This is a genomic window from Candidatus Ruthia magnifica str. Cm (Calyptogena magnifica) (assembly GCF_000015105.1).
GTDB classification, from domain to species: domain Bacteria; phylum Pseudomonadota; class Gammaproteobacteria; order PS1; family Pseudothioglobaceae; genus Ruthia; species Ruthia magnifica.
In genome coordinates this window covers 565,056-588,221 of record NC_008610.1, presented here as the reverse complement: position 1 = coordinate 588,221, position 23,166 = coordinate 565,056, and the positions used below count along the sequence as shown (strand labels likewise).

General features: G+C 34.1%; 18 protein-coding genes. 9 read left to right on the top strand and 9 right to left on the bottom strand.

The features are described 5' to 3' along the window. Positions 1 to 152: 152 nt before the first annotated feature. Genes rlmB through RMAG_RS02675 form a run of 3 tightly spaced genes read right to left on the bottom strand, consistent with a single transcriptional unit; the run spans position 153 to position 3,999 of the window. A complete protein-coding gene (rlmB, locus tag RMAG_RS02685; protein WP_011737916.1) occupies positions 153 to 896 on the bottom strand; it encodes a 23S rRNA (guanosine(2251)-2'-O)-methyltransferase RlmB in 744 nt (247 codons plus the stop codon). Then, on the bottom strand, positions 897 to 1,793 hold the full coding sequence (locus RMAG_RS02680; protein ID WP_011737915.1) for a peptidylprolyl isomerase: 897 nt from the start codon (positions 1,791 to 1,793) through the stop codon (positions 897 to 899). A 1-nt stretch (position 1,794) separates the two neighbouring features. Next, positions 1,795 to 3,999, bottom strand: a complete 2,205-nt coding sequence (locus RMAG_RS02675) for an LPS-assembly protein LptD (protein ID WP_236608564.1) — start codon at positions 3,997 to 3,999, stop codon at positions 1,795 to 1,797. Between the two features lie 127 nt (positions 4,000 to 4,126). On the opposite strand from RMAG_RS02675, the gene hflK reads away from it, so the two are divergent. The 5 genes from hflK to rnr are packed head-to-tail and all read left to right on the top strand — an operon-like array spanning position 4,127 to position 10,593. Further along, on the top strand, positions 4,127 to 5,278 hold the full coding sequence (gene hflK, locus RMAG_RS02670; protein WP_011737913.1) for an FtsH protease activity modulator HflK: 1,152 nt from the start codon (positions 4,127 to 4,129) through the stop codon (positions 5,276 to 5,278). After that, entirely contained in the window at positions 5,278 to 6,135 is an 858-nt protein-coding gene (gene hflC, locus RMAG_RS02665) for a protease modulator HflC (protein WP_011737912.1), read from the top strand. Before hflK ends, hflC begins: the two co-directional genes overlap by 1 nt. 5 nt (positions 6,136 to 6,140) lie before the next feature. Beyond that, on the top strand, positions 6,141 to 7,097 hold the full coding sequence (locus tag RMAG_RS02660; protein ID WP_011737911.1) for an ATP phosphoribosyltransferase regulatory subunit: 957 nt from the start codon (positions 6,141 to 6,143) through the stop codon (positions 7,095 to 7,097). Positions 7,098 to 7,154: 57 nt separating this feature from the next. Then, positions 7,155 to 8,471 (top strand): adenylosuccinate synthase, encoded by a 1,317-nt coding sequence (locus tag RMAG_RS02655; RefSeq protein WP_011737910.1) that lies wholly within the window; start codon positions 7,155 to 7,157, stop codon positions 8,469 to 8,471. A gap of 4 nt (positions 8,472 to 8,475) precedes the next feature. Then, positions 8,476 to 10,593 (top strand): ribonuclease R, encoded by a 2,118-nt coding sequence (rnr, locus tag RMAG_RS02650; protein WP_011737909.1) that lies wholly within the window; start codon positions 8,476 to 8,478, stop codon positions 10,591 to 10,593. A 333-nt stretch (positions 10,594 to 10,926) separates the two neighbouring features. On the opposite strand, the gene ilvD is transcribed toward rnr, so the two are convergent. Continuing rightward, entirely contained in the window at positions 10,927 to 12,606 is a 1,680-nt protein-coding gene (gene ilvD / locus RMAG_RS02645; protein ID WP_011737908.1) for a dihydroxy-acid dehydratase, read from the bottom strand. A gap of 60 nt (positions 12,607 to 12,666) precedes the next feature. Here ilvD and RMAG_RS02640 point away from each other — a divergent pair, with 60 nt between their 5' ends. From RMAG_RS02640 to RMAG_RS02630, 3 genes are all read left to right on the top strand, one after another. Beyond that, positions 12,667 to 13,089, top strand: a complete 423-nt coding sequence (locus RMAG_RS02640) for a GNAT family N-acetyltransferase (RefSeq protein WP_011737907.1) — start codon at positions 12,667 to 12,669, stop codon at positions 13,087 to 13,089. After that, a complete protein-coding gene (rnt, locus tag RMAG_RS02635) occupies positions 13,079 to 13,666 on the top strand; it encodes a ribonuclease T (protein ID WP_011737906.1) in 588 nt (195 codons plus the stop codon). Before RMAG_RS02640 ends, rnt begins: the two co-directional genes overlap by 11 nt. Before the next feature lie 414 nt (positions 13,667 to 14,080). After that, positions 14,081 to 14,755 (top strand): dUTP diphosphatase, encoded by a 675-nt coding sequence (locus RMAG_RS02630; protein ID WP_011737905.1) that lies wholly within the window; start codon positions 14,081 to 14,083, stop codon positions 14,753 to 14,755. Between the two features lie 349 nt (positions 14,756 to 15,104). Here RMAG_RS02630 and RMAG_RS05560 read toward each other — a convergent pair whose 3' ends face one another. The 5 genes from RMAG_RS05560 to RMAG_RS02610 form a co-directional block, all read right to left on the bottom strand. After that, positions 15,105 to 15,368, bottom strand: a complete 264-nt coding sequence (locus RMAG_RS05560; protein WP_011737904.1) for a 2Fe-2S iron-sulfur cluster-binding protein — start codon at positions 15,366 to 15,368, stop codon at positions 15,105 to 15,107. An 8-nt stretch (positions 15,369 to 15,376) separates the two neighbouring features. Continuing rightward, positions 15,377 to 16,513 carry a class Ia ribonucleoside-diphosphate reductase subunit beta gene (gene nrdB / locus RMAG_RS02625; RefSeq protein WP_011737903.1) on the bottom strand — a complete coding sequence of 379 codons (1,137 nt, stop codon included), beginning with the start codon at positions 16,511 to 16,513 and terminating at the stop codon, positions 15,377 to 15,379. A gap of 82 nt (positions 16,514 to 16,595) precedes the next feature. Beyond that, positions 16,596 to 18,869, bottom strand: coding sequence for a class 1a ribonucleoside-diphosphate reductase subunit alpha (nrdA, locus tag RMAG_RS02620; protein WP_011737902.1), 2,274 nt, complete (start codon positions 18,867 to 18,869; stop codon positions 16,596 to 16,598). A 275-nt stretch (positions 18,870 to 19,144) separates the two neighbouring features. Next, on the bottom strand, positions 19,145 to 20,119 hold the full coding sequence (gene hemH / locus RMAG_RS02615) for a ferrochelatase (protein ID WP_102030523.1): 975 nt from the start codon (positions 20,117 to 20,119) through the stop codon (positions 19,145 to 19,147). Between the two features lie 44 nt (positions 20,120 to 20,163). Next, entirely contained in the window at positions 20,164 to 20,589 is a 426-nt protein-coding gene (locus tag RMAG_RS02610; protein ID WP_011737900.1) for a Fic family protein, read from the bottom strand. A 319-nt stretch (positions 20,590 to 20,908) separates the two neighbouring features. Here RMAG_RS02610 and RMAG_RS02605 point away from each other — a divergent pair, with 319 nt between their 5' ends. Beyond that, on the top strand, positions 20,909 to 22,789 hold the full coding sequence (locus RMAG_RS02605) for an NAD+ synthase (protein ID WP_011737899.1): 1,881 nt from the start codon (positions 20,909 to 20,911) through the stop codon (positions 22,787 to 22,789). The last annotated feature ends 377 nt before the right edge of the window (positions 22,790 to 23,166 follow it).

Sequence of the window (23,166 nt, the reverse complement as noted above, 5' to 3'; positions counted from 1 at the left end):
TACACAACCTTTGTTTTTAAGTGCCATTTAAAAACACTAATCATTCTGGATGCTTGTGATGAAACAGCTTCGTTTTTTATTTTCAATTTTAACTGATAATAGTTGTTTTCATTGCTAACCAAATATGTGCGTAAAATTCACATAATTTGAGCCTATAGAAGACGCTGTCTATTTACCTCAAAAAGTGTCACTCCTGTGGCAACAGATACGTTTAAACTTTCCACCTTGCCTTGCATGGGAATTTTAGCTAATTGATCACAAGATTGTTTGGTTAACCTTCTAAGTCCAGAGCCTTCAGCGCCCATAATAATAGCATTTGGTATAGTTAAATCTATTTGATAAATGGAGATATTAACAGAGCCATCTAAACCGATTACCCAAATGTTTTTTTGTTGTAGCGCCTTAATGGTGCGAGATAGATTGGTTACCTGGAAAATTTTTAGCTGATTAAGCGCACCTGCAGAAGTCTTATGTACCAGTGAATTAATAGGCGCTGATCCATTTTTGTTAATGACTACACAATGAACCCCAGCTGCGTTAGCACTACGCAAGCAAGCGCCTAAATTTCTAGGGTCTTGAATAGAATCAAGTATTAAAATAAAACCAGCATTATCCAATTTAGACACATAAGAGATTAACTCGCCTTGGTCGGGTAGGGTAGGTAATAATATTTCAGCTGCAACACCTTGGTGGGTTTGATGATTACTTAATTTATCTAATTGAATTTTGGTACACCGCTGAACACTAATACCAAAATTGTTAAACTCAGAGGTGAGAGTGTTTAAGCGTTTATCACACCGTTTATTTAATATAAAGACCTTAATAAAACATGTAGGATTTGATTTTAACTGCGCTTGAACAGCGTGAAAACTAGTGATAATAATTGATTTTGACATCTATAACTTATTGTCAAAAATTTCAATATAAGCCTCTTTTCTTAATTTTTTTATCCAATCATTAAAATAGATATTTTCTTTTTGACGTATTAATTTAGTTTTAAGTTCAATCAAGTAGTTATCAACACTACGTTTATCAATAATTTTAACAATTCTCCAGACTTGTCCTATTTTAAATGGCTGTGATAAATCACCTACTGAAAGGTTTTTTAAATTCTGTTTAAAAATTTCCGGTAATTTTAATAGATTAAGCCAATCAGATTTACCACCATTTTTATAAGAAGCGTCCTGCGAATAAAGTTTTGCTAAAGTAGAGAATGAATCACCTTTGTTAATTTTCTCGCTTAGATCAATTAAGAAGTCTTTAATCAAGCTATCTTTTGATCTCAATAATGAGTCTACTTGATCAATAGAATTAACGGCGATTTGTGCAATTTTTATTTGTTGCGTTAATTTGTTTGAATGATTAGGGGTTTTAATCAATTGCTTAATTATTTCAACCTCAGTAAGTTTAATATCAAGATTTTCAACAATAAATTGTCTAAGACCCTCTAACGATAAACTTTGTTTTACATGGTCAATAACTTCATCAAATTTAGGTAGAGATTGTAATTGCATTAAGTTTAAATTATTATTTGAGGCAATGTTGCCTAACATGCTATTAATCGCATTTTCTTTTGGCGTAATGTTTAGTTGCTTAATTTTCTGTAGTTGCAAAATTAAGTCTATTTGTTGATTGACCAAGACTAACTTTTGCACTTTGGTATGATTAGATTTAATGTCAACACTAATTTGGTCAAAAGTGACCAAATCATCATTAACAATGGCAATAATACTGTTAGGTATGGTAAATGCATTCAATGAAAATGCACAAATTAGTAGTAAAGTTTTGTTCATTTTAAAAATTATCAAGATTAACTAAGTAATTAGGTACATCTTCTTTTAGGCGTTTGTATAAATTTGAAGAGGTAACGCTCAATCCTTTAAGAACCAGCTCGAATTTGGTCACATAAGCATAATCATTACCACTAACATGTTCTTTAAAGTGCGCTAAACGCATCGCCCAACAGCAAGATGCATAAGCAATTCCTGTGGTTTCTTTGTTAGTAATTGAATCACTAATGGATCGATTAATGCCAGCAAACACATGTATTTTCTGTGTTAGTGGATAAGCGCCATATAATTCAGCTAATTTTTTACCATTATCATTATGATGTGCCAAAGTTAAAAATTTTTTAGGGCTTAGAATGTAACCAACCGAACTATTACGTTTACTTATTTTGTTGGTTTTTGGATTGTATTGCAGTGAATTATTAAAAGCAAAATCACGTATCATTAAATTAGCCGACATGGTAGCATCAGAATATTTTCTTTGGCTAGTTAAAACGCCACTACCATTCATACCTATGTCATCAAATCGGTATACTTGAGCTATTTTTAAACTTAAATAAGTATCACCCATTTCTTCGTCAATAAAATCTGATTCAAGACCAAAGGTAAGGTCATTAGCACTGGCAATTCTATCAATACCTGTAAATTTTTTCCCTGAAAATAAACCTTCATATGAATCATTTTTATCATCTGAATCAAAATTAGGAAGTACACTTTGGTCTTTTTTAGGTGTATAATTGTAAGCCAGTCTTGGAATTAGAGTTTGGGTTAAATTTGTACCAAATAAGGATATTTTTCTTTCTAAGAAAAATTTAGAATCAAGATTAAAACTAGCAATATTGCGCTTTTGATTAGCAACATCATTCATCGTATAATCGGTTGTTGATAAATTTAAACTTGGGGTGAGTGAATAGTTATTAGTCCTTAATGAACGACTAAATTTTGCCTGTACATAAGTGCGCACTCCAGTTTTATTGGTTGTGATGTTTGAGTTTTTATGTATAAATTTTGTACTAATCAATGATAAATTAACATTGCGCCCACCTAAAACTTTATAACCTTTGTTAAAAGATAATTCTGGTGCACGCGTGTACGAAGCACTACCATTATTAATGAGCTGCTCTGACTCAGCAAATAAAGACATGGTTAAATTTTTCTTTTGGTTTTTATAAGATAAATCAACATGAGATTGCAATTTTGTATCCGAAATATTACTATGAGTAATTTCTTTAAAATAATTCGAATCTGACACTCGATTAGTAATAATACTTAAATTAGTTTTGGTACTAAATAAGTCTAATTTTGAATTTAATAGCCAGCGCCTATTGTCAGTAATTTTATCTTTATCTAAATAAAGACCTTCAATTTCAAAACGCCCATAACCTAAGTAACCATTGTTAGTGATAAGTTGACGATATTTGCCTTCAAGTGCACTACCACGACTTGATAACTGGTTTAGTACTAAAAGAAAATCGCGATCAGGAGCAACATTAAAGTAATAAGGAATTCTAACTTGGTAGTTGTTGCCCTTATTGGTGACTGATTCATTGTAACTACCAAATGTTGGTGCTAAAAATCCAGAACCACGACCTTCCAACACCCATTCATAATGAGGAGAATAAAAAATAGTCTTTCCTAAAAACTCAATAGTAACATCTTCTGCCACACCCTTGTTTGCTGAAGAATTTAATGTGATTTTGCCAGCCTTCATTTGCCAGTCAGAATTACCAAGTGGGCATAAACTATAGCTACCTGAACTAAATACTTGCTTAGTGCCATCATTAGTCACAACTTGAGCGCGACCATTTATCATTGAATTAGGATAATGAAATTTGACCTTATTTAGTGTTGTATGAGTTACTTCGCCTTGTTTTTCAACCACAGCCTTATCACCAGTAAGCATAAGTTCGTTGTCTTGAAATTTAACATGACCAGTTGCTATAGATGTTTTACTAAACTTGTTAATACTAATTTCGTCAGCACTTAGAAAATATGTGCTTGAATTTAGTGAAACATTACCTTTTAAAAGGTAATGATCATCTTTAACAACTTCACTATAATTTGCTTGAACATCAAGATCTTTAATTTTGTCTGAAAGTACTTGTTTCTGAAAAAGTAAAGCATTGTTTTGGCAGTCTAACACTAAACTTTCGGCACTAATGATGCTAGACAATAGAATGAACAATAAATAAAGAGCTAATTGCTTTTTCATGATGGTTGTAATTTTTATGAAAATTATTATTTTAACATTATATGCCGTAATAATAAATTGCATAAACTTGCTTTAGTTTGGGTAAAATAACCCCGATTTTCACTATATTTGGACACACATAAATAAAATGACTTGGAATGACAATAATAAAAACCCTTGGTCTGGTAGTAATCAAACACCACCAGAATTAGAGAAAGTGATTAAAGATTTTAAAAATAAATTTGATGGTCTCTTTAATAATAAAAAATTATCAAGCGCTGGCACATCTAAAATTCCTTCAAGAGGTGGCTTTAAATATATATTAATTTTGGTTTTATTGGTCTGGCTGTTGTCAGGTATTTATATTATCGATCCAGCTGAAAAAGGTGTTGTGTTGCGTTTTGGCGCATTCCAAGAAGAAACTTCTCAAGGGCCTCATTGGCATATCCCTTATCCAATTGAAACTTTAAATAGGATTAATGTTGAACAAGTCAGAACAGCTGAAATTGGTTATCGTAATGTGGTTAATAACAATCGACGCTTTGGTGGTAATGTTTCATCCGAATCTTTAATGCTGACTAAAGATGAAAATATGATTGAAGCTAAGTTTGCGATTCAATATAGAATAAATGATGTTCAAGCTTATTTGTTTAATGTTGCTAATCCAGACACAACACTTCGTCACGTATCTGAAAGCGCTATTCGACAAGTTGTTGGTCAAAATACTATGGACTACATCTTAACTGAGGGTCGAGCTAATATCGCTGATAATATTAAAGAAAAATCTCAAAACTTATTGGATAAATATAAAACTGGTTTGTTGATAACAACAGTTAATATGCAAGATGCACAGCCACCAGAACAGGTTCAATCTGCCTTTTCTGATGCGGTTAAAGCTCGTGAAGACAAACAACGTTTGATTAACGAAGCGCAAACTTATGCCAATGATATTTTGCCAAAATCTCGTGGTAAGGCTGCACGTATGCTTGAGGAATCAAAAGCTTATAAATCTGAAATGATTTCTAAATCAGAAGGTGAAGCATCACGCTTTAAACAAATTTTAGCTGAGTATGAAAAAGCACCTAAAGTTACTAGGGAACGCTTATATCGCGAAACTATGGAAAATGTACTGGCCTCTACCAGTAAGGTAGTGGTTGATTCTAAAGCTAATAGTATGATGTACTTACCTATTGACAAATTGATTAATGCTAGACAAATAAATACCCAAGAATCATCAACACAACACAACAATCAAGGTGGTAATGTTAGAGAAATTTTCCGTAATAGAGGAGCTAGATAATGCAAAAAATAGGTTTAGCAATAATTGCTGTTTTATTCTTAGTATTAAGTTCAGTACTTTACACAGTAAACGAAACCCAAACGGTTATTAAATTACGTTTAGGTGAAATTATTACCGTTGAGGAATCTCCAGGTCTTAAATTCAAAATGCCATTTGTTAATAACATTATAAAATTTGACAATCGCATTCAAACTTTAGATGAACCAGCCGAAAGATTTTTAACAAGTGAGAAGAAAAATGTAATTGTAGATTCTTATGTTAAATGGCGTATTATTGACGCTGAGCAGTTCTACAAATCAACAGGTGGTAATATAGTAAGGACCAATAATCGTTTAACACAAATTATTAAAACTGGCCTTAAAAGTGAATTTTCAAAACGTACGATTGCTGATGTAGTTTCTAACGAACGTAGTGAAATTATGTCCAATATTGTCAGGCTTGCTAAAAAAGACATTGCTCAATTTGGTATTGAAATTGTTGATGTGCGTATTAAGCGAATTGATTTATCACAAGAGGTATCTAATTCAGTTTATCGTCGTATGCAAGCAGAACGCCAACGAGTGGCTAAAGAGTTTAGATCGAAAGGTGCAGAAAAGGCTGAAATTATTAGAGCTGCTGCTGACAAAAAACGTACCATTATTTTGGCAAATGCTTATCGTGATTCTGAGAAAATTCGAGGTGAGGGCGATGCAGCTAGTGCAAATAACTATGCACAAGCTTATAATAAGAACACAGATTTTTACGCTTTTTATCGTGCGTTAGCATCATATAAGAAATCATTTTCCAATCAAAGCAATATTTTAATACTCAATCCAAATACAGAATTTTTCCGTCACTTCAGCCCGCAAATTAAATAATTAAAATGGGGGCATGGCAGCTACCTGAAGGCATAGATGAACTCACTGACGATCAAGCATTAGTTTTTGAGTCTCTGCGTCGTCAGCTTTTAGACTTATATGCTGACAAGGGTTTTGGCTTGGTTATCCCACCTATGGTTGAACATGTTAATTCACTACTGCTAACCAGTGATACTATTGATGAGAAAACTTTTAAATTATTAGATCCTATTAGTGGTAAAATGTTAGGCGTGCATGCTGATATTACCCCACAAATTGCACGCATTGATGCCAAACGTGGTAGCGATTTAGTCGAAAAATATTGTTATATCAATTCAATCCTAAAAACCAAAGCGGATGATTTTTATGCCTCACGATCTCCCATTCAGGCAGGTGCTGAGTTATATGGCTCAGATAAAATTAGCGCTGATGTTGAAGTGATTGGGTTAATGCTAAAAAGCTTAAAACTATTATCAATTAGCCCAATTGTGCTTAGTTTGGGTAATGTTACAATTTTTGATGCACTGATAGCACAAGAAAACATTTCAATACAAACCGTTGCACAATTACGAACAATTTTCTCATGCCGTTCAACCCCAGATTTAGCAGTATTTTTAAACAAAAATGCGCTTAAAAATGCTGATTTATTTATTCGTTTGATAAAACTAGAAGGAAAGTCGGATATTTTAAGCGAGGCATTGACAATATTTAGCCATCTTAATCAAGCCAAGGTAGCCATTGAGGATTTAATTGCTATTGATAAACAACTCAATACCAAAGGTATTAAAGCCATTTTTGACCTTAGCGAATTGCAAATTCATGAGTATTACACCGGTATTGTATTTTCAGCTTATAACGAAAACTATTCTAAAGCATTGGCACAAGGTGGTCGTTATAATGGTATTGGCAAATCTTTTGGTAAATCAAGAGCAGCCACTGGCTTTTCATTTGATTTGAAATTTTTATCTCAAAATCATTTTTAGAAAATAACTTTAAGTAAATTTACTTTTAAAAAACATTAGTTATAATTAGGAATTAGCATGTCAAAAAATGTAGTTATTATTGGCACCCAATGGGGTGATGAAGGCAAAGGAAAAGTGGTTGATTTAATCACAGATAAAGTGGCTAGTGTAGTACGCTTTCAAGGTGGACACAACGCTGGCCATACCTTGGTAATTAATGGAAAAACGACTATATTACACCTTATTCCTTCTGGTATTTTACGCAACCATGTTGAGTGTTTAATTGGTCATGGTGTAGTGTTATCAATGTCTGCTTTGTTAAAAGAAATTGCAGAGTTAGAAGTTGCTGATATTGATACAACAAAGCGCTTAAAAATTAGCCCAGGCTGTCCTTTAATTTTACCATATCATATTGAGCTTGATAATGCTCGTGAAATAAAGCGTGGCAAGGCTGCGATTGGCACTACAGGTAATGGTATTGGTCCTGCTTATGAAGATAAAGTTGCTCGTCGTGGTTTACGTGTTAGTGATTTATTAGATCCAAACCTATTTGCTTCAAAACTTAAAGAGGTGATGGAATACCATAATTTTTTTCTGACTCATTACTATAATGCAAACCCTGTTGATTATCAAACCACGTTAGATGAAGTCTTATCTCAAGTAGAGCAAACCAAACATATGATTGTTGATGTAACAGAGCAAATTCATCAACACATTGCTAATGATGAGAATATACTATTTGAAGGCGCACAAGGTGCATTATTAGATATTGATCAAGGCACTTACCCATTTGTCACCTCCTCAAACACAACCTCTGGTGCTGCAGTCACTGGCTCAGGTATTGGCGTAACAGATATTGATTATGTATTAGGCATTGTTAAGGCTTATACAACACGTGTGGGTGGTGGTCCATTCCCAACTGAATTGATTTATGATGTCGCCCTTGATAAGGGTGATGAAATTGGCAAAGTGCTGGGCACAGTTGGCCATGAATTTGGTGCAACCACAGGTCGTCAACGTCGCTGTGGTTGGTTAGATATGGTAACGCTCAAACGCTCATTTAACTTAAATGCGGTGACGGGTATTTGCTTAACCAAACTTGATGTGATGGACACCTTGGAAACAATCAAAATTTGCACATCTTATGAGATTGATGGTGTTGAAACAACCATCCCCCCATTTTCTGCCGAAGACTATGCTAAAGCCAAACCAATCTATATTAAAATACCCGGGTGGAAAACCTCAACCATTGGTACTGATTCGTTTGATTCATTACCCGTTGAGGCACAAAGCTATATTCGAAAAATTGAACAATTAGCCAATCTTCCAGTTGATATTTTATCCACTGGTCCAGACCGCTTACAAACCCTAATTTTAAAACATCCATTTGAGTAATTAAATGTCAGATCCCTATTATAAAAGAGAGTCAAAAAAATACAACAAACCAATCCCTTCAAGAGGATATATCCTTAGTTTTTTTGAAAAAAAATCACATAAATTACACGAACTATGCAATTTATTGTCCATTGACCATCATCAAAAAAAACCCTTAACGCACCGCCTTAGGGCTATGGTTCGTGATCAGCAGCTAAATTGTGATCAGCGTGGTGTGTATCACAAATTTAGTGAAAAAAACTGGGTGATGACCGGTACAGTGATTGCCAATCCAAAAGGCTTTGGTTTTATTACACTAGATAAAGGTGGTAAAGATTTAAGACTATCATCAAAGCAAATGCAATTGGTTTTTCATGGCGACCGAGTTAAAGTACGCTTGCTTAACCAACGCGGTGACACACAAATTATTAAAGTTATAAAAAGTATTGAAACTGTGGTTGGACGCTTACATCTTGAAAAAGATGGAGCTTATGTTGTAGTTGACGACAAGCGTATTAAGCACAATATTAGCATTTCAAAGATTAATAGAGAGCATCTTGATGAGCAAATCGTAATTGTTAAAATCACAAAATCCCCAACCCTAAAAAGCCTAGCAGTAGGTGAAATTGTCCAAATTTTAGGTAGTTACATGGATGAAGGCGTAGAGACAGATTCCGCCCTTTATCGCAATGGAATTCCGGTTGATTTTTCACCAGAAGCACTCATACAAACCGATAAATTACCAAGTATAGTAACCGATAGTGATAAAAAAGGTCGAATTGACATTACTAAAATGAAATTAGTCACTATTGATGATGAAGATTCTCGTGATTTTGACGATGCTGTTTACGCACAAACCACCAGCAAAGGCTGGAAATTGGTTGTTTCTATTGCCGATGTATCACACTATGTAAAAGAAGGCTTATACTTAGACAAAGATGCTACAGATCGTGGCAATTCGGTATATTTTCCACACCACGTTGTACCAATGTTGCCTGAAGTCTTATCGAACGGCTTATGTTCAATTAACCCTGATGTTGAGCGCTTGTGTATGACTTGTGAAATGAATATTGATACTCATGGAAATTTATTGGATTATAAGTTTTATCCTGCCGTTATGTTATCACACGCGCGATTAACCTACACCAAGGTTAGCCAAATTTTAGAACACCATGATGTAGACCTCACTCAACAATACGCATCAGTGATGGATAATTTAAACACACTGTATGATTTATACAAAGCACTTAAATACGCTAAAATTAAGCGCGGGGTAATGGATTTTGATCGCATTGAATCACAAATTTTATTTAACGATAACGGCAAAATTGATAACATTATTGCTCGCTCTCGTAATGATGCTCACAAACTGATTGAAGAATGCATGTTGATGGCCAATCAAGCAAGTGCTAAATTTTTAAACCATCATAATGAGGACTTTTTATACCGAATTCATCCCAAACCCACAGTAGAAAAAGTAGAAGTTACTCGCCAATTTTTAACTGCCATTGGCTTAACACTTGAAGGTGGTACGCAGCCAGATTCTAAAGACTTTGCCAAAGTGCTTGCAAGTGCCAAAGGTAGAGACGATGAAACCATCATTAAAACAGTTGTTTTACGTACCATGAAACAAGCCGTTTACACCCCTGTTAACGAAGGACACTTTGGCTTGGCATTTGAAAACTATACCCACTTTACCTCACCCATAAGGCGGTATCCTGATCTTTTGGTACATCGTGCCATTAAGCGCGTTTTAGATAAAAAGAGCAGAAAACCTAGCAAAAAAATGCTTGAAATTGGCGCACACTTATCCATGACCGAACGTAGAGCAGACGACGCCTCACGTGATGTTGAACAATGGCTAAAATGCGAATACATGCGTGACAAAATAGGTAACACCTTTAATGGTGTTATTTCTGGCGTTGCTAGTTTTGGTATTTTTATCGAACTTACCGACGTATTTGTAGAAGGTATGATTGCCATACGTGACATGAAAGATGACTATTATATTTTCGATGATATTCACCATCAACTCAAAGGTGAACGCACTGGAAAAATTTACCAACTAGGCAATACCATAAAAATTCAAGTCGCCTCTGTTAATCTTGACGATAGACAGATGGCATTTGTACCAACTAAATAATGTGCGATAATTTTTCTAGTAGAACGATTAAAAACTGAATTTTATAGTAATATTTTTATAAAAAGCATAATTAGATAAAAATATTATTACGTTTGTATAGGTTTTATTTTTAAAATAGTGATATAAGGAAGAAATATGTCCTTATGATAATAGTTAAATGCTATAAATGGAAAGTACTACATTAATATTTTCTAAAAAATAAAATATTCTAGTTTCAAGCTCTACTTGAAAAAATAACATTGTGTAAGCTGCGCTCCTAATAAATTATTCCAGTCGACCATTTATGAGATTTACACCAATGACGCTTATGCGTATAATTTTAAAGTTAAGCGACTAATCAGTCACTGCACCTTCAGAGGCAGATTTAGCCAACTTTGCAAATTTAGCCAATACACCTTTGGTGTAGTTTGGTTTGGGTTGTGTCCAATTATATAGACGTTTATCGATAATTGCTTGCTCAACTAATAACTCTAAAACGTTGTTTTGTGCATCAATTAAGATTTCATCTCCATCTTTAACCACAGCCAGTACACCACCTTCAAAGGCTTCAGGGGTGATGTGACCGACTACAAAACCATGTGTACCGCCAGAAAAACGACCATCGGTAATTAACGCAACTTTATCACCTAAGCCTTTGCCCATAACTGCAGAAGTAGGGGCGAGCATTTCGCGCATACCAGGACCTCCGACAGGGCCTTCATAGCGAATAACAATCACATCACCTGTTATTATTTGATTATTTAAAATGGCTTCAAGCGCATCCTCTTCACGAGAAAAACATTTCGCATTGCCTTTGAAACTCAAACCTTCTTTGCCAGTAATTTTTGCAACAGCACCATCGGTTGCAAGATTGCCACGTAAAATTCTAAGGTGTGAATCTTTTTTTATTGGGTTGTCTAGTGCTCTAATGATTTCTTGAGAATCAGCGTATGGCTTAACATTTTCTAAATTTTCAGCTAGAGTTTTTCCTGTTACTGTTAGGCAGTCTCCGTGCAATAATCCTGCATCAAGTAACATTTTCATTAGCGGCAATGTACCGCCAATTTTAACCAATTCACTCATCATGTATTTGCCTGATGGTTTAAGGTCAGCAATAACGGGTACTTTTTGGCCAATGCGAGTAAAGTCATCAATTTTAAGATTAACCTCAGCAGCACTTGCCATGGCAATTAAATGCAATACAGCATTAGTTGAGCCACCCAATGCAATAATTACGGTAATAGCATTTTCAAATGCCTTCATGGTCATAATGTCACGAGGTTTAATGTCTTTGTTTAATAAATTAAGGACGGCCTGTCCAGCTTGAACACAGTCGTTATTTTTATCATCTGAAATAGCATCTTGCGCACTAGAATTTGGCAGGCTCATACCTAATGCTTCAATCGCTGATGCCATAGTGTTAGCCGTATACATACCGCCACAAGAGCCTGGACCAGGGATAGCTATTTTTTCAATATTTTCTAATTCAATCGCATCAATTGTATGATTGGCAAATTGGCCAACTGCTTCAAAAACACTCACCACATCTGTATGATTTTTACCCGGCTGGATTGTGCCTCCATAAACAAAAATACTAGGGCGATTAAGACGTACCAAACCAATAATACAACCAGGCATGTTTTTATCGCAACCACCAATTGCAACCACACCATCAAAACCTTGACAACCAACCACAGTTTCAATTGAATCGGCAATAACTTCACGTGAGACTAAAGAGTACTTCATGCCTTCAGAGCCCATAGAAATACCATCTGAAATAGTAATAGTGTTAAAAATAATGGCTTTACCACCTGTGGCATTTACCCCTTTTAATGTCTCATCAGCCAATTTATTAATGTGCATATTACACGGTGTTACCATTGACCAAGTGCTTGCTATGCCGACTTGAGGCTTGTTAAAATCCTCTTTTGTAAATCCAACTGGATAAAGCATGGCACGACTTGGCGCGCGTTCAAATCCGTCAACAACTTGTGAGGAGTATTTTCTTGGGTTGTACATAATTTTTCTTCGCATGATAAAAAGATTAAATTTTAGACTAAAATAGGCGTTTCATTAAACATTTGAATCGTCAGATTGATTAAAGCCGAACAAATTTTTACCCTAGTTAAGCCTTTTGTTGAGGAGGGAAAAATATTACCCAGAACCAAGGCTCAAATCAATGAAAACATTGGGGATTTTGTTTATTTAATAGACGATAATCAATTACTTGCTTGTGCAGGTCTTAAAAACTGTAAAGAGGATGTAGGGGAGATTTATTCATTAGCGGTGTCTAAAAAATCGCAAAAAATAGGACTTTCATTAAAACTGCTTAATAAGATTATGAAAAAAGCAAAAGCTGAAAAATTTTCTAAGGTTTTTGCATTGACTAAATATGGCACAGATTGGTTTATTAAAAATGGCTTTATCCAAATGAAAATTACTGATTTGCCCAAAAAACGTCAAGTCTTATTTAATCAAGATCGTAACTCATCAATTTTTTTTAAAGATGTTAATTAAAGACAGAATTCGTGGCTATTTGCCAGTAGTTATTGACACTGAAACAGGTGGTTTTAACGAGAAAACTGATGCTATGTTGGAGATTTGCGCTATTGTGATTGGTATTGATAAAATGAATAATTTATATCCAAAAGGGTCGCAGCATTTTCACATTGAACCTTTTAAAGGTGGTATGTTAGAATCTAGTGCGCTAAAGTTTAATGGCATTGATGTTGACAATCCATTTAGAATGGCGGTTAAAGAAATTGACGCCATTAAGCAAATTTACACCAAGGTGTATGCTGAGCTCAAGCAAGAGAGCTGTACTCGTGCTATCTTGGTAGGGCACAATGCTTTTTTTGATTTGGGTTTTTTGCACGCTGCAACTGATAGGTGCAAACTCAAGAGTCCATTTCATCAGTTTTCAACTCTAGATACCGTTAGCTTATCAGCCTTACATTATGGCGAAACTGTACTAGCTAAGGCTATGCGTAAGGCTAATATTGAATGGGACGATTCTTGTGCGCATTCTGCACTATACGATACACAAAAAACAGCTGAATTATTTTGTAAGATTTTTAATACCAAACCAATTTAAATGCCAAAATAAGCGTGTGAATTAATCCTTGTCTATTCTCAAAATCTAGAAACGAAACGATTTATAAGAAAGCATGGTAATAAAAAACCTAATGTTAAATGTTAAAAAATTGATTAACTCAAATCTAGGTTGAGTATTCGGTTGTTTTTATGCAAGTTTGGCTAAGTCTAGTGAATAGCTACTAATAGTTGGTGCATCCAGAAATCATTTCAGTAAGTTATTAAAAAATAAATCATGTTGGTTAATACTAAATTCATTAAATTGATAATTAGATAATAAGTATGTAATTTTGTATGTATTGGATAGATATCAAATTTATAAATACTCACCCAAATCATAATTATTTTTTTACTTGATAAGTGTTACATTATAATTCTTGATATTTTTCATATTAATTACTATAAGGGTTTATTAATGAATCAAATTAAGCAAATGTTTGAATTGCAAAAGCAATTAAATAACAACATTAACGGCCCTGAGTGGAGTAGCGGCATAACCAAAGATGGGCGTTACATTTCTTGGTTGCGTTGTATTTATATGGAAGCCACTGAAGCGATTGATTCGTTTAATTGGAAACACTGGAAAGATATTGAAAGAGCGCACGATTTGGATAACGCCAAAGTTGAATTGGTGGATATTTGGCATTTTATTATGTCTGAGGCCATTCATTTTGGTGATACTCAATTTGCTCAAAATTATGAAAATATAAAGCCAGAAAGAGAGGCAAACCCAGAACTTGTGATAGAAATTTTAGAAAAACTGGTGGCCGCAGCAAGTGGTGCTAATGTAGATAAATCTAAAAATACTTTATATGAAATTACAGGACTTTTCTTTAAAGCGCTAGCAACGATGAGTATGGATGTGCCAGAACTTTACAAACGCTATCTTGTTAAGAATCAACTCAATACCTTTAGACAAAAACATGGCTATAAAGAAGGTATTTATATTAAGAATTGGGGCACGATGGAGGACAACGTTATTGCCTTTCGTATCATGAAAGAACATCCTGATTTAATGCCAGAACAATTGTACAAAGAATTAGAAAAAGAGTACAATTTGGTTATAAATCCTTGCTTAATAAGTGGCTAAATTGTACACATTTTTTTAAATTAAGCCGAGAATATTAAAATTCATTCTTTATATTAAAAACACGTAAGTATAGTGCATCTTTGTTAAAATTGACACTATTAATCCACCTATTATGTATGATCTTGGCAATGGTAAAGTGAAGCAATCATTAGTACAACAGATTTCTAAATAAATAGTCAATTTCTATTTTTGGTTGGACATTGGTATTTTAACCACAACGCAAAAACAAAAAAATTATACCGGAAGATGAAATTCAAGCTGCTGATCTTAACTTAAAAGCAATTGGTGAAATTATAACTAAAGAAGAGTGTGCTCAAAGCTAGTGAAGTCTTGGAATATTTAAACTCGCTTAATCTCTTGAACCAATTTTAATATTTGTAACTGGTATCGCTCTACAAGCTAAGATTTCCCCTTTCGATAAAGGTATAAAAGAATCCTGATGAATGACGTCACCAAATAAGAGTTGCAATATGCAACTACCACAATACCCTTGACGACAAGAGTGGTTAATAAACACGTTATGCTGTTCAAGCTCGGTAAGAATGGAACGATCTCCATAGACATATAATGACTCAGTTTTGCTATTAATATTATCAACCTCTATTCTAAACATTTAATTAACTACAATTCAAAGTCGTTAAAATCAGAGTCTTGTTCATCTAAAGTATTATCAATAGCGCTGACCAAATAAGAGGTAATTTCAGTTTCTTGCGGCGCAACTTGAACATTGTCAGAATCTAGCCAGTGGTTAATCCAAGGTAATGGATTAGTGCATTCATCAAATATGAGGCTTAAATTTAAAGCTTTCATACGTACGTTAGTGATATACTCTAAATATTGTTTTAAAATCTGCGCATTTAAGCCAATCATGGAACCATCACGGAACAAGTATTCTGCCCAATCTTTTTCTTGCTCACAAGCTTCTCTAAACATGGTGATTACTTCATCTTGGCACTCTTTGGAAATTTTTTGCATATCAAGATCATCTTTGCCGCTACTCATCAAGTTAAGCATGTGTTGAGTACCTGTTAAATGGAGCGCTTCATCACGAGCAATCATTTTGATAATCTTAGCATTACCCTCCATAACCTTACGTTCAGCAAAAGCAAATGAACAAGCAAAACTAACGTAGAATCGTACTGCCTCAAGAATATTGACTGACATAATCGTAAGATAGAGTTGCTTTTTCAAACAATATAAATCAATTGACACCTCTTCTTCTTGAATTTTAAGCTTGCCTGTGCCATGTAGTAAATACGCCTGAGTATATTTAATAAGCCCGTCATAGTGTTTGGAGGCACTTTCAGCACGTTGAATAATTTCATCCGTTTTCATAATATCGTCAAATATCACACCTGGCTCATTAATAATAGCGCGAATAATATGTGTATAGGAACGCGAATGAATGGTTTCAGAAAATGACCAAGTTTCAATCCAATTTTCTACTTCCGGCAATGATACAATCGGTAAAAAAGCAATATTAGGGGCACGGCCTTGTACTGAATCTAGCAAAATTTGATATTGTAAATTGGAGACAAAAATATGTTTTTCATTAGGCAGTAATTTAGAAAAATCTATTTTATCTTTGGAAACATCAATCTCTTCTGGACGCCAAAAGAATGAAAGTTGTTTTTCGGTAAGTTTTTCAAATATCTCAAATTTTTGCTTATCAAAACGCGTAACATTCATGCTATCACCAAAAAACATAGGTTGAATTAATGTATTACTAATTTTTTTGTTAAAGATGCTGTACGACATAATATAACTCCTTTATTTTTATTTCTAAGCAAAAACTTTTAATCTTTTGTTTAGGATTTAATATTGATGGTTTATATTCACTTTATAATTTGCAAACACCATCTGCACATGCATTATCTTCTTCTTTTTCTTGCCAGTCATCACCACCATCACGAGTTGTATGATAATAAAGTGTTTTAATGCCATATTTATAAGCCCTAAACAAATCCATTAAAAATAATTTCATCGGAACTCTATTGCCTTCAAATTGTGAAGGATCATAATGCATATTGGTAGAAATAGATTGATCTACAAACTTTTGCATAATCCCACAAAGTTGTAGATAACCTTCGTTATCTTTAATGTCCCAAAGTAATTCATATTGATTTTTTAATCTTTCATACTCTGGAACAATTTGTTTTAAAATACCGTCTTTAGATTGTTTGATAGAGACAAACCCTCTAGGCGGCTCAATACCATTAGTTGAATTGGAAATTTGTGATGAGCTTTCACATGGCATAAGAGCTGTTAAAGTTGAGTTTCTAAGCCCTGTTGATTTAATATTTTGGCGTAGAGTATCCCAATCAAGTTCTAATTTACAATCACAGAACGCATCAATGTCTTTTTTATAAGAATCAATGGGCATAATACCTTGTGAATATTGAGTTTGAGAAAATAATGGACAAACGCCTAATTCTTTTGCCAATGTATTTGAAGCCTTTAATGAATAATATTGCAACGCCTCAAAAGTTTTGTGAATAAGTTGATTACCTGATCCATCAGAGTATTTCACGCCATTTTTGGCTAAATAATAAGCTAGATTGGTAACACCAATTCCAAGTGTACGGCGGCTCTTGCTAGACAGTTCAGCCGCTTTAATTGGATAGTCTTGATAATCAAGCAAACAATCCAATGAGCGCACAATAATATCAGTTAGTGCTTCCATTTCATTTAAAGAGTCTAACGCACCAAGATTGACTGCTGATAGTGTACAAAGTGCCACTTCACCTTGCTCGTCCTGAACTGAGTACAAAGGTTTAGTTGGCAGAGTAATTTCCATGCAAAGATTAGATTGTTTGATAGGTGCTTGCTTGGCATCAAAGGCACTGTGGGTATTGCAATGATCAACATTTTGTAGATAAATGCGGCCTGTATTAGCGCGTTCTTGCATGAACTTAGCAAATAGTTCTCTGGCCTTAATAGCTTGTTTTCTAATCGAATCATTTTGTTCGTATTGCTCATATAAGCGCTTAAATTCTTCTTGATTGGCAAAAAAAGCATCGTATAAACCAGGTACATCATGTGGTGAAAATAAAGTAATATCATCATCTTTTAGAAAGCGTTGATACATTAGTCCGTTAAATTGCACACCATAATCAAGATGGCGAATGCGGTTTTCATCAGTACCTGTGTTGTTTTTTAGCACTAATAAGCTTTCAACTTCCAAGTGCCACAAAGGATAAAATAAAGTGGCTGCGCCACCACGTACCCCACCTTGTGAGCAAGATTTAACCGCAGTATGAAAGTGTTTATAAAAAGGAATACAACCCGTATGTATTGCCTCGCCACCACGAATAGGACTGCCAATTGCACGAATTTTGCCGCCATTAATACCAATACCAGCACGCTGAGAAACATATTTTACAATAGCACCAGCACCAGCACTAATTGAATCTAAGTCATCATCCACCTCAATTAATACACAAGATGAAAACTGGCGTATGGGCGTTCTAACACCCGCCATAATAGGGGTAGGAAGAGAGATTTTAAATAAACTTACTGCGTCATAAAAGCGTTTCACAATATCCATACGTATACTGGCTTCATACTCTTGGAATAGATACATGCCTATCAATACATAAAGCAATTGTGGAGATTCGTAAATTTCTCCAGTAACACGATTTTGGACTAGGTATTTGCCCTCTAATTGCTTAACTGCGGCATAGGAAAAATTCATATCACGCCAATGATCAATATAGGCGCCTAGGGTTTCAATTTCTTCTTTTGAGTATTTATTAAGAATCTCTTTGTCATAAATACTCAAATCTGTGAATTTTTTAATATGTTCAAAAAGCGGGGTCGGGGTAAAGGATTTAAATGCCTTTTTACGCAAATGAAAAATAGTCAAACGTGCCGCTAAATATTGGTAATCTGGCACCTCTATTGAGATTAAATCTGCTGCTGATTTAATAATGGTTTCATGAATGTCTTCCGTCTTAATACCATCAAAAAATGCCAACTGTGCGTTAATTTCAACTTGGCTCACACTAACGCCTTTTAAATCTTGTGAAGCCCAGTGCACAACACGATGAATTTTTTCCATATCAATGGATTCTTGTTGTCCATTACGTTTGATGACTTTAATGTCTTGGTTCATTAGTACTCCTAGTAAAAAACACTACATATAGTGTTAATAAAAGTTAATTAAAACTAAATATAGTGTATTTGAATTATTTTTGCAAGTACTAAATTTTGCAATTTATGAGTAAAAATACTTTTTGACAATTTGATCATTTATTTCATATTTAATACCAACATAACTAAGAAAATATCCATTAAGGTACCATTACCTGAAGGCTTCTAATACTTATTTCGCTAACTTCATTTGTTTTTCTTGTAAAGTCCAGTTTAAAAAATCATTATTTAACGTAGTTATAAATGAGTGGAAATTAAATCGATGAGCATCTTTATGTGGTCGTCTCTGTCATTTAATGCAGAAATGTAGCTAAACTGACGACCACCAGCTTGGATAAAATAATTACGATTTTCACATTCAATCTCTTCTAAGGTCTCCAAACAATCGGCCAAAAACCCTGGGCAAATAACTTGAATATGTACAACACCATCACCGGCCAATGTTTTTAATCTTTCTTTAGTTTGTGGTTTAGTCCACGGCTCTCGTCCAAAAATAGATTGAAAGCTGAATAAGTAGTCACTTTCATCCAAATCTAGCTTTTTAGCGAGTAATTTAGCCGTACTAACACAATGATCATAATATACATCGCCATTATCAACATATCGTTGAGGAATGCCATGAAATGAAATCATTAATTTATCTGGCTTTCCATGCTTAGTTTGATGCTCTAACACTGAATTAGTAAGAGATTGAAGATAGCCATTATTGTCATAATAATGTTCAATGAAGGCTATTTCTGGCTTTTGCACCCAAGAGTCTAATGTTTGGTTAATGGCATCTAATGTTGAAAGTGTTGTTGTGTTCGAATATTGAGGATAAAGTGGCAGAACAATGATTTTTTCACAACCTTTGGCACGTAACTTATCTAAAGCTGATGAAATAGAAGGGTTTCCATAACGCATGCCCATTTCAAAGACTAAGTTTTCGTGCTGTTCAAGTAATATTTTTTTAACACCTTCTAATTGCAATTTGGTGATACTTAATAATGGAGAACCGATGCCAATTTTATTCCAAATTTTGGCATAATTTTTGGCTAATCTTTTAGGCCTTATATTGAGAATAACGACATTTAATGCCAGCCACCATATTAATTTATTAGGCGGATCAATCACTCTAGGATCTGATAAGAATTCAGACAAAAATCTCCTTAAAGCAGCCTTTGTAGGTGCATCTGGTGTACCAAGATTGGTTAGTAAAATACCTATTTTCATTAGATCATACAAGGCCAACATCACTACATTGAAATATCAATTTGCTAATTTGTTATCTTAATAACATTAACAAACTGTTTAGTAAGTCTGTATTTTTGTTTTGGGCTTTTAGGTTTTTCTGGAATAGTTCGTTCAAAAAAGCCATATTCAAGTAGTGGATTTAAAATATCATTTTTAAATCTCGTCTTATGTGTTCTTTTTAAAATTTTCATCAACTCATCAGCACTACTTTCAATGCTACATTGTTTTAAAATTTTTATTTGGTCTGAGCTTATTTCTGCATAATTACAACTTAGTCCTTTCTTAGTACAAGATACGTATAAATCACTATCTATATCAATGTTTTCTTTAAAATTTAAACCTTGTTGTTTTACAATATTTTTAAACGTATTATTGCGTTTAAAACCTTTACTCCAGTCCTGATTTTTATCAAACTTTCGTTTTTTTTTATGTTTACTGAATAAGCCCATCACTAGATAAATTAATTTAAAGACAATAAGAACAGTTTACCCAAAAACTTCTGATTTTTTGGTTGTTAAACTTGTAAGATGTTAAATTAGACGGCTAAATTTAAACTTGCTAAGCTTGATTCCGTCAATAAATGTTTATGAATTTGGCTCATTTATTGTTTAGTTGATTATTTATAATCTCATCATAAATTAATAGCTTATATAGTATTTATGGTGTTTTTACCATGATTAGTATTTTTTAACTAATTTAATGTTCAAATATAAGTAGTAAAAATTAACTATAATAAGTAAAAATTACATTCAAATAAAGGTGTTAATAATGACAAATAAAACTAAGGATTATCTATCTAAAGTGCGCAATAAAACTGGCTTTTCAGACTATAAAATCTCTCAAAAGTATTCAATTAATCAATCCAATTTAAGCAAATATAAATCAGGAAAAGCCGCTCTTTCTGAAACACATGCTTGGCTGTTTGCTAATATTTTAAACATCAATCCTGCAGAAGTCGTCGCCCACACTAAACTGGAACATGCAAAAATTACTGGCAGTAAATCAAAGACCATATTTTGGAAAGAGCAACTAGAAAAACTTGCAAATAACTCAAAATCTATCAAAATAGACATTGCACAAATTAACCCCATTGTTGGCGATTTAGATGGGAATACTCAAAAAATTATCAAGTTAACTAAAGAGGCACATATTCGAGGCTGTGATTTGTTGGTTTTCCCAGAATTATCACTGATTGGTTACCCTCCTGAAGATTTATTATTGCGTGAAGAGTTTATCCAACAAGTTCAAGATAAAGTAACCTTGATCAGCCAAACTATCTCTGAAGATATTTCTATTATATTTGGCGCGCCCTCAAAGAAAAACGACGTTTTATACAACGGTGCTTATCTTGTTCAAAACTCGAAACTGTGGGTTTATCACAAGCAAAACCTTCCAAACTATGGCGTGTTTGATGAAAAACGTTATTTTGAACCGGGTCATAAGGCTTTTATTTTTGAATGCCAAGGTAAAAGAATTGGGCTAGTCATCTGTGAAGATGCTTGGACACCAAAGATTATTTCTACCACGGCTAATCAGGGTGCACAAATCATCATTAGTATTAACGCTTCTCCATTCCAAGTTGGTAAACACTCACAACGAATTGAACAAATTAAACAACGCGTATTGACAACCAAAACTAATTTTATTTACGTTAATATGGTTGGCGCACAAGATGAATTGGTATTTGATGGCGCATCTTTTGTCATGAACTCAAATGCCGATATCACTTTGCAATTGCCTTTATTTAAAGAAAAAATTCAAAGTGTTAGCTTTACCTCTCCTACCACACTACCTGACACTGATCCTATTGAAAAAACCATTTATAATGCCTTGGTACTTGCCACTAAAGACTACATTGAAAAAAACGGAGTTTTTAATGGCGTGGTAATGGGCTTATCTGGCGGTATCGATTCTGCACTAACCCTTGCTATTGCTGCTGATGCCATTGGTACTAGGAACATTAAAGCCATTATGATGTTCTATGAATACACCTCAAGCATGAGTCTTGAAGATGCTAAAATTCAAGCCACAGCAATGAATATTGATTATCATGAAATCAGCATTCACACTATAGTGGATAGCTTTAACACACAACTTAACATATTATTTAACGGCATGAAAGCTGACACCACTGAGGAAAACCTACAGGCTCGTATACGTGGCACACTACTAATGGCAATCTCTAATAAATTAGGAAAAATCGTACTCACCACGAGCAACAAATCTGAAATGGCAGTAGGCTATGCTACTTTATATGGTGATATGTCTGGAGGCTTTGCTCCTCTTAAAGACGTTAGTAAAACCTTAGTTTATCAACTTGCCAAATACAGAAACACCCTATCAACCATCATTCCAAAGCGTGTTATCGACAGAGCACCTTCTGCCGAACTTACTCCTAATCAAATTGACCAAGACTCACTACCCCCCTATGACGAACTAGATGCAATTCTGGAACTGTTTATCGAACAAAGATATTCCGTTGAACGCATCATCAAACAGGGTTTTAATGAACAAACTGTTAAACGTATCATCCAAATGGTACTTAACAACGAATACAAACGCAGACAAAGTGCACCCGGACCTAAGATTAGCCAAAATGCCTTTGGTAAAGAACGTCGCTACCCCATAACATCAAAATTTCAACCTTAACACTATTAAAATACAAAGAATATCAACTAAAAATTTTAATTATTCTGTTATTATATTTGCTAAATTGAGATCGTGAATTGAGTTGGTTATTTTTTGTTACTGTAATTAGATGTGACCGCAGAGCGGTTGTGTATAACAGACGATTAACCCGATTTTGAGAATTTAAAATAAAGCAGACTCTAGATAATTTGTTTAAAAACACGCATCATTCTAAAAGAAAAAACATACAACAAAAAATATTTATCATTTTTAAGAAGAGTAAAAATAAACCATGCAAACCTCAACAAACCCTATGCAAACCACTAAGGCACTCTATCTGATGGCCGTCTTTCCGCTGGTTCCAAGTCGTCAGCTGAGTTTTGGCATTAGTTCACTAA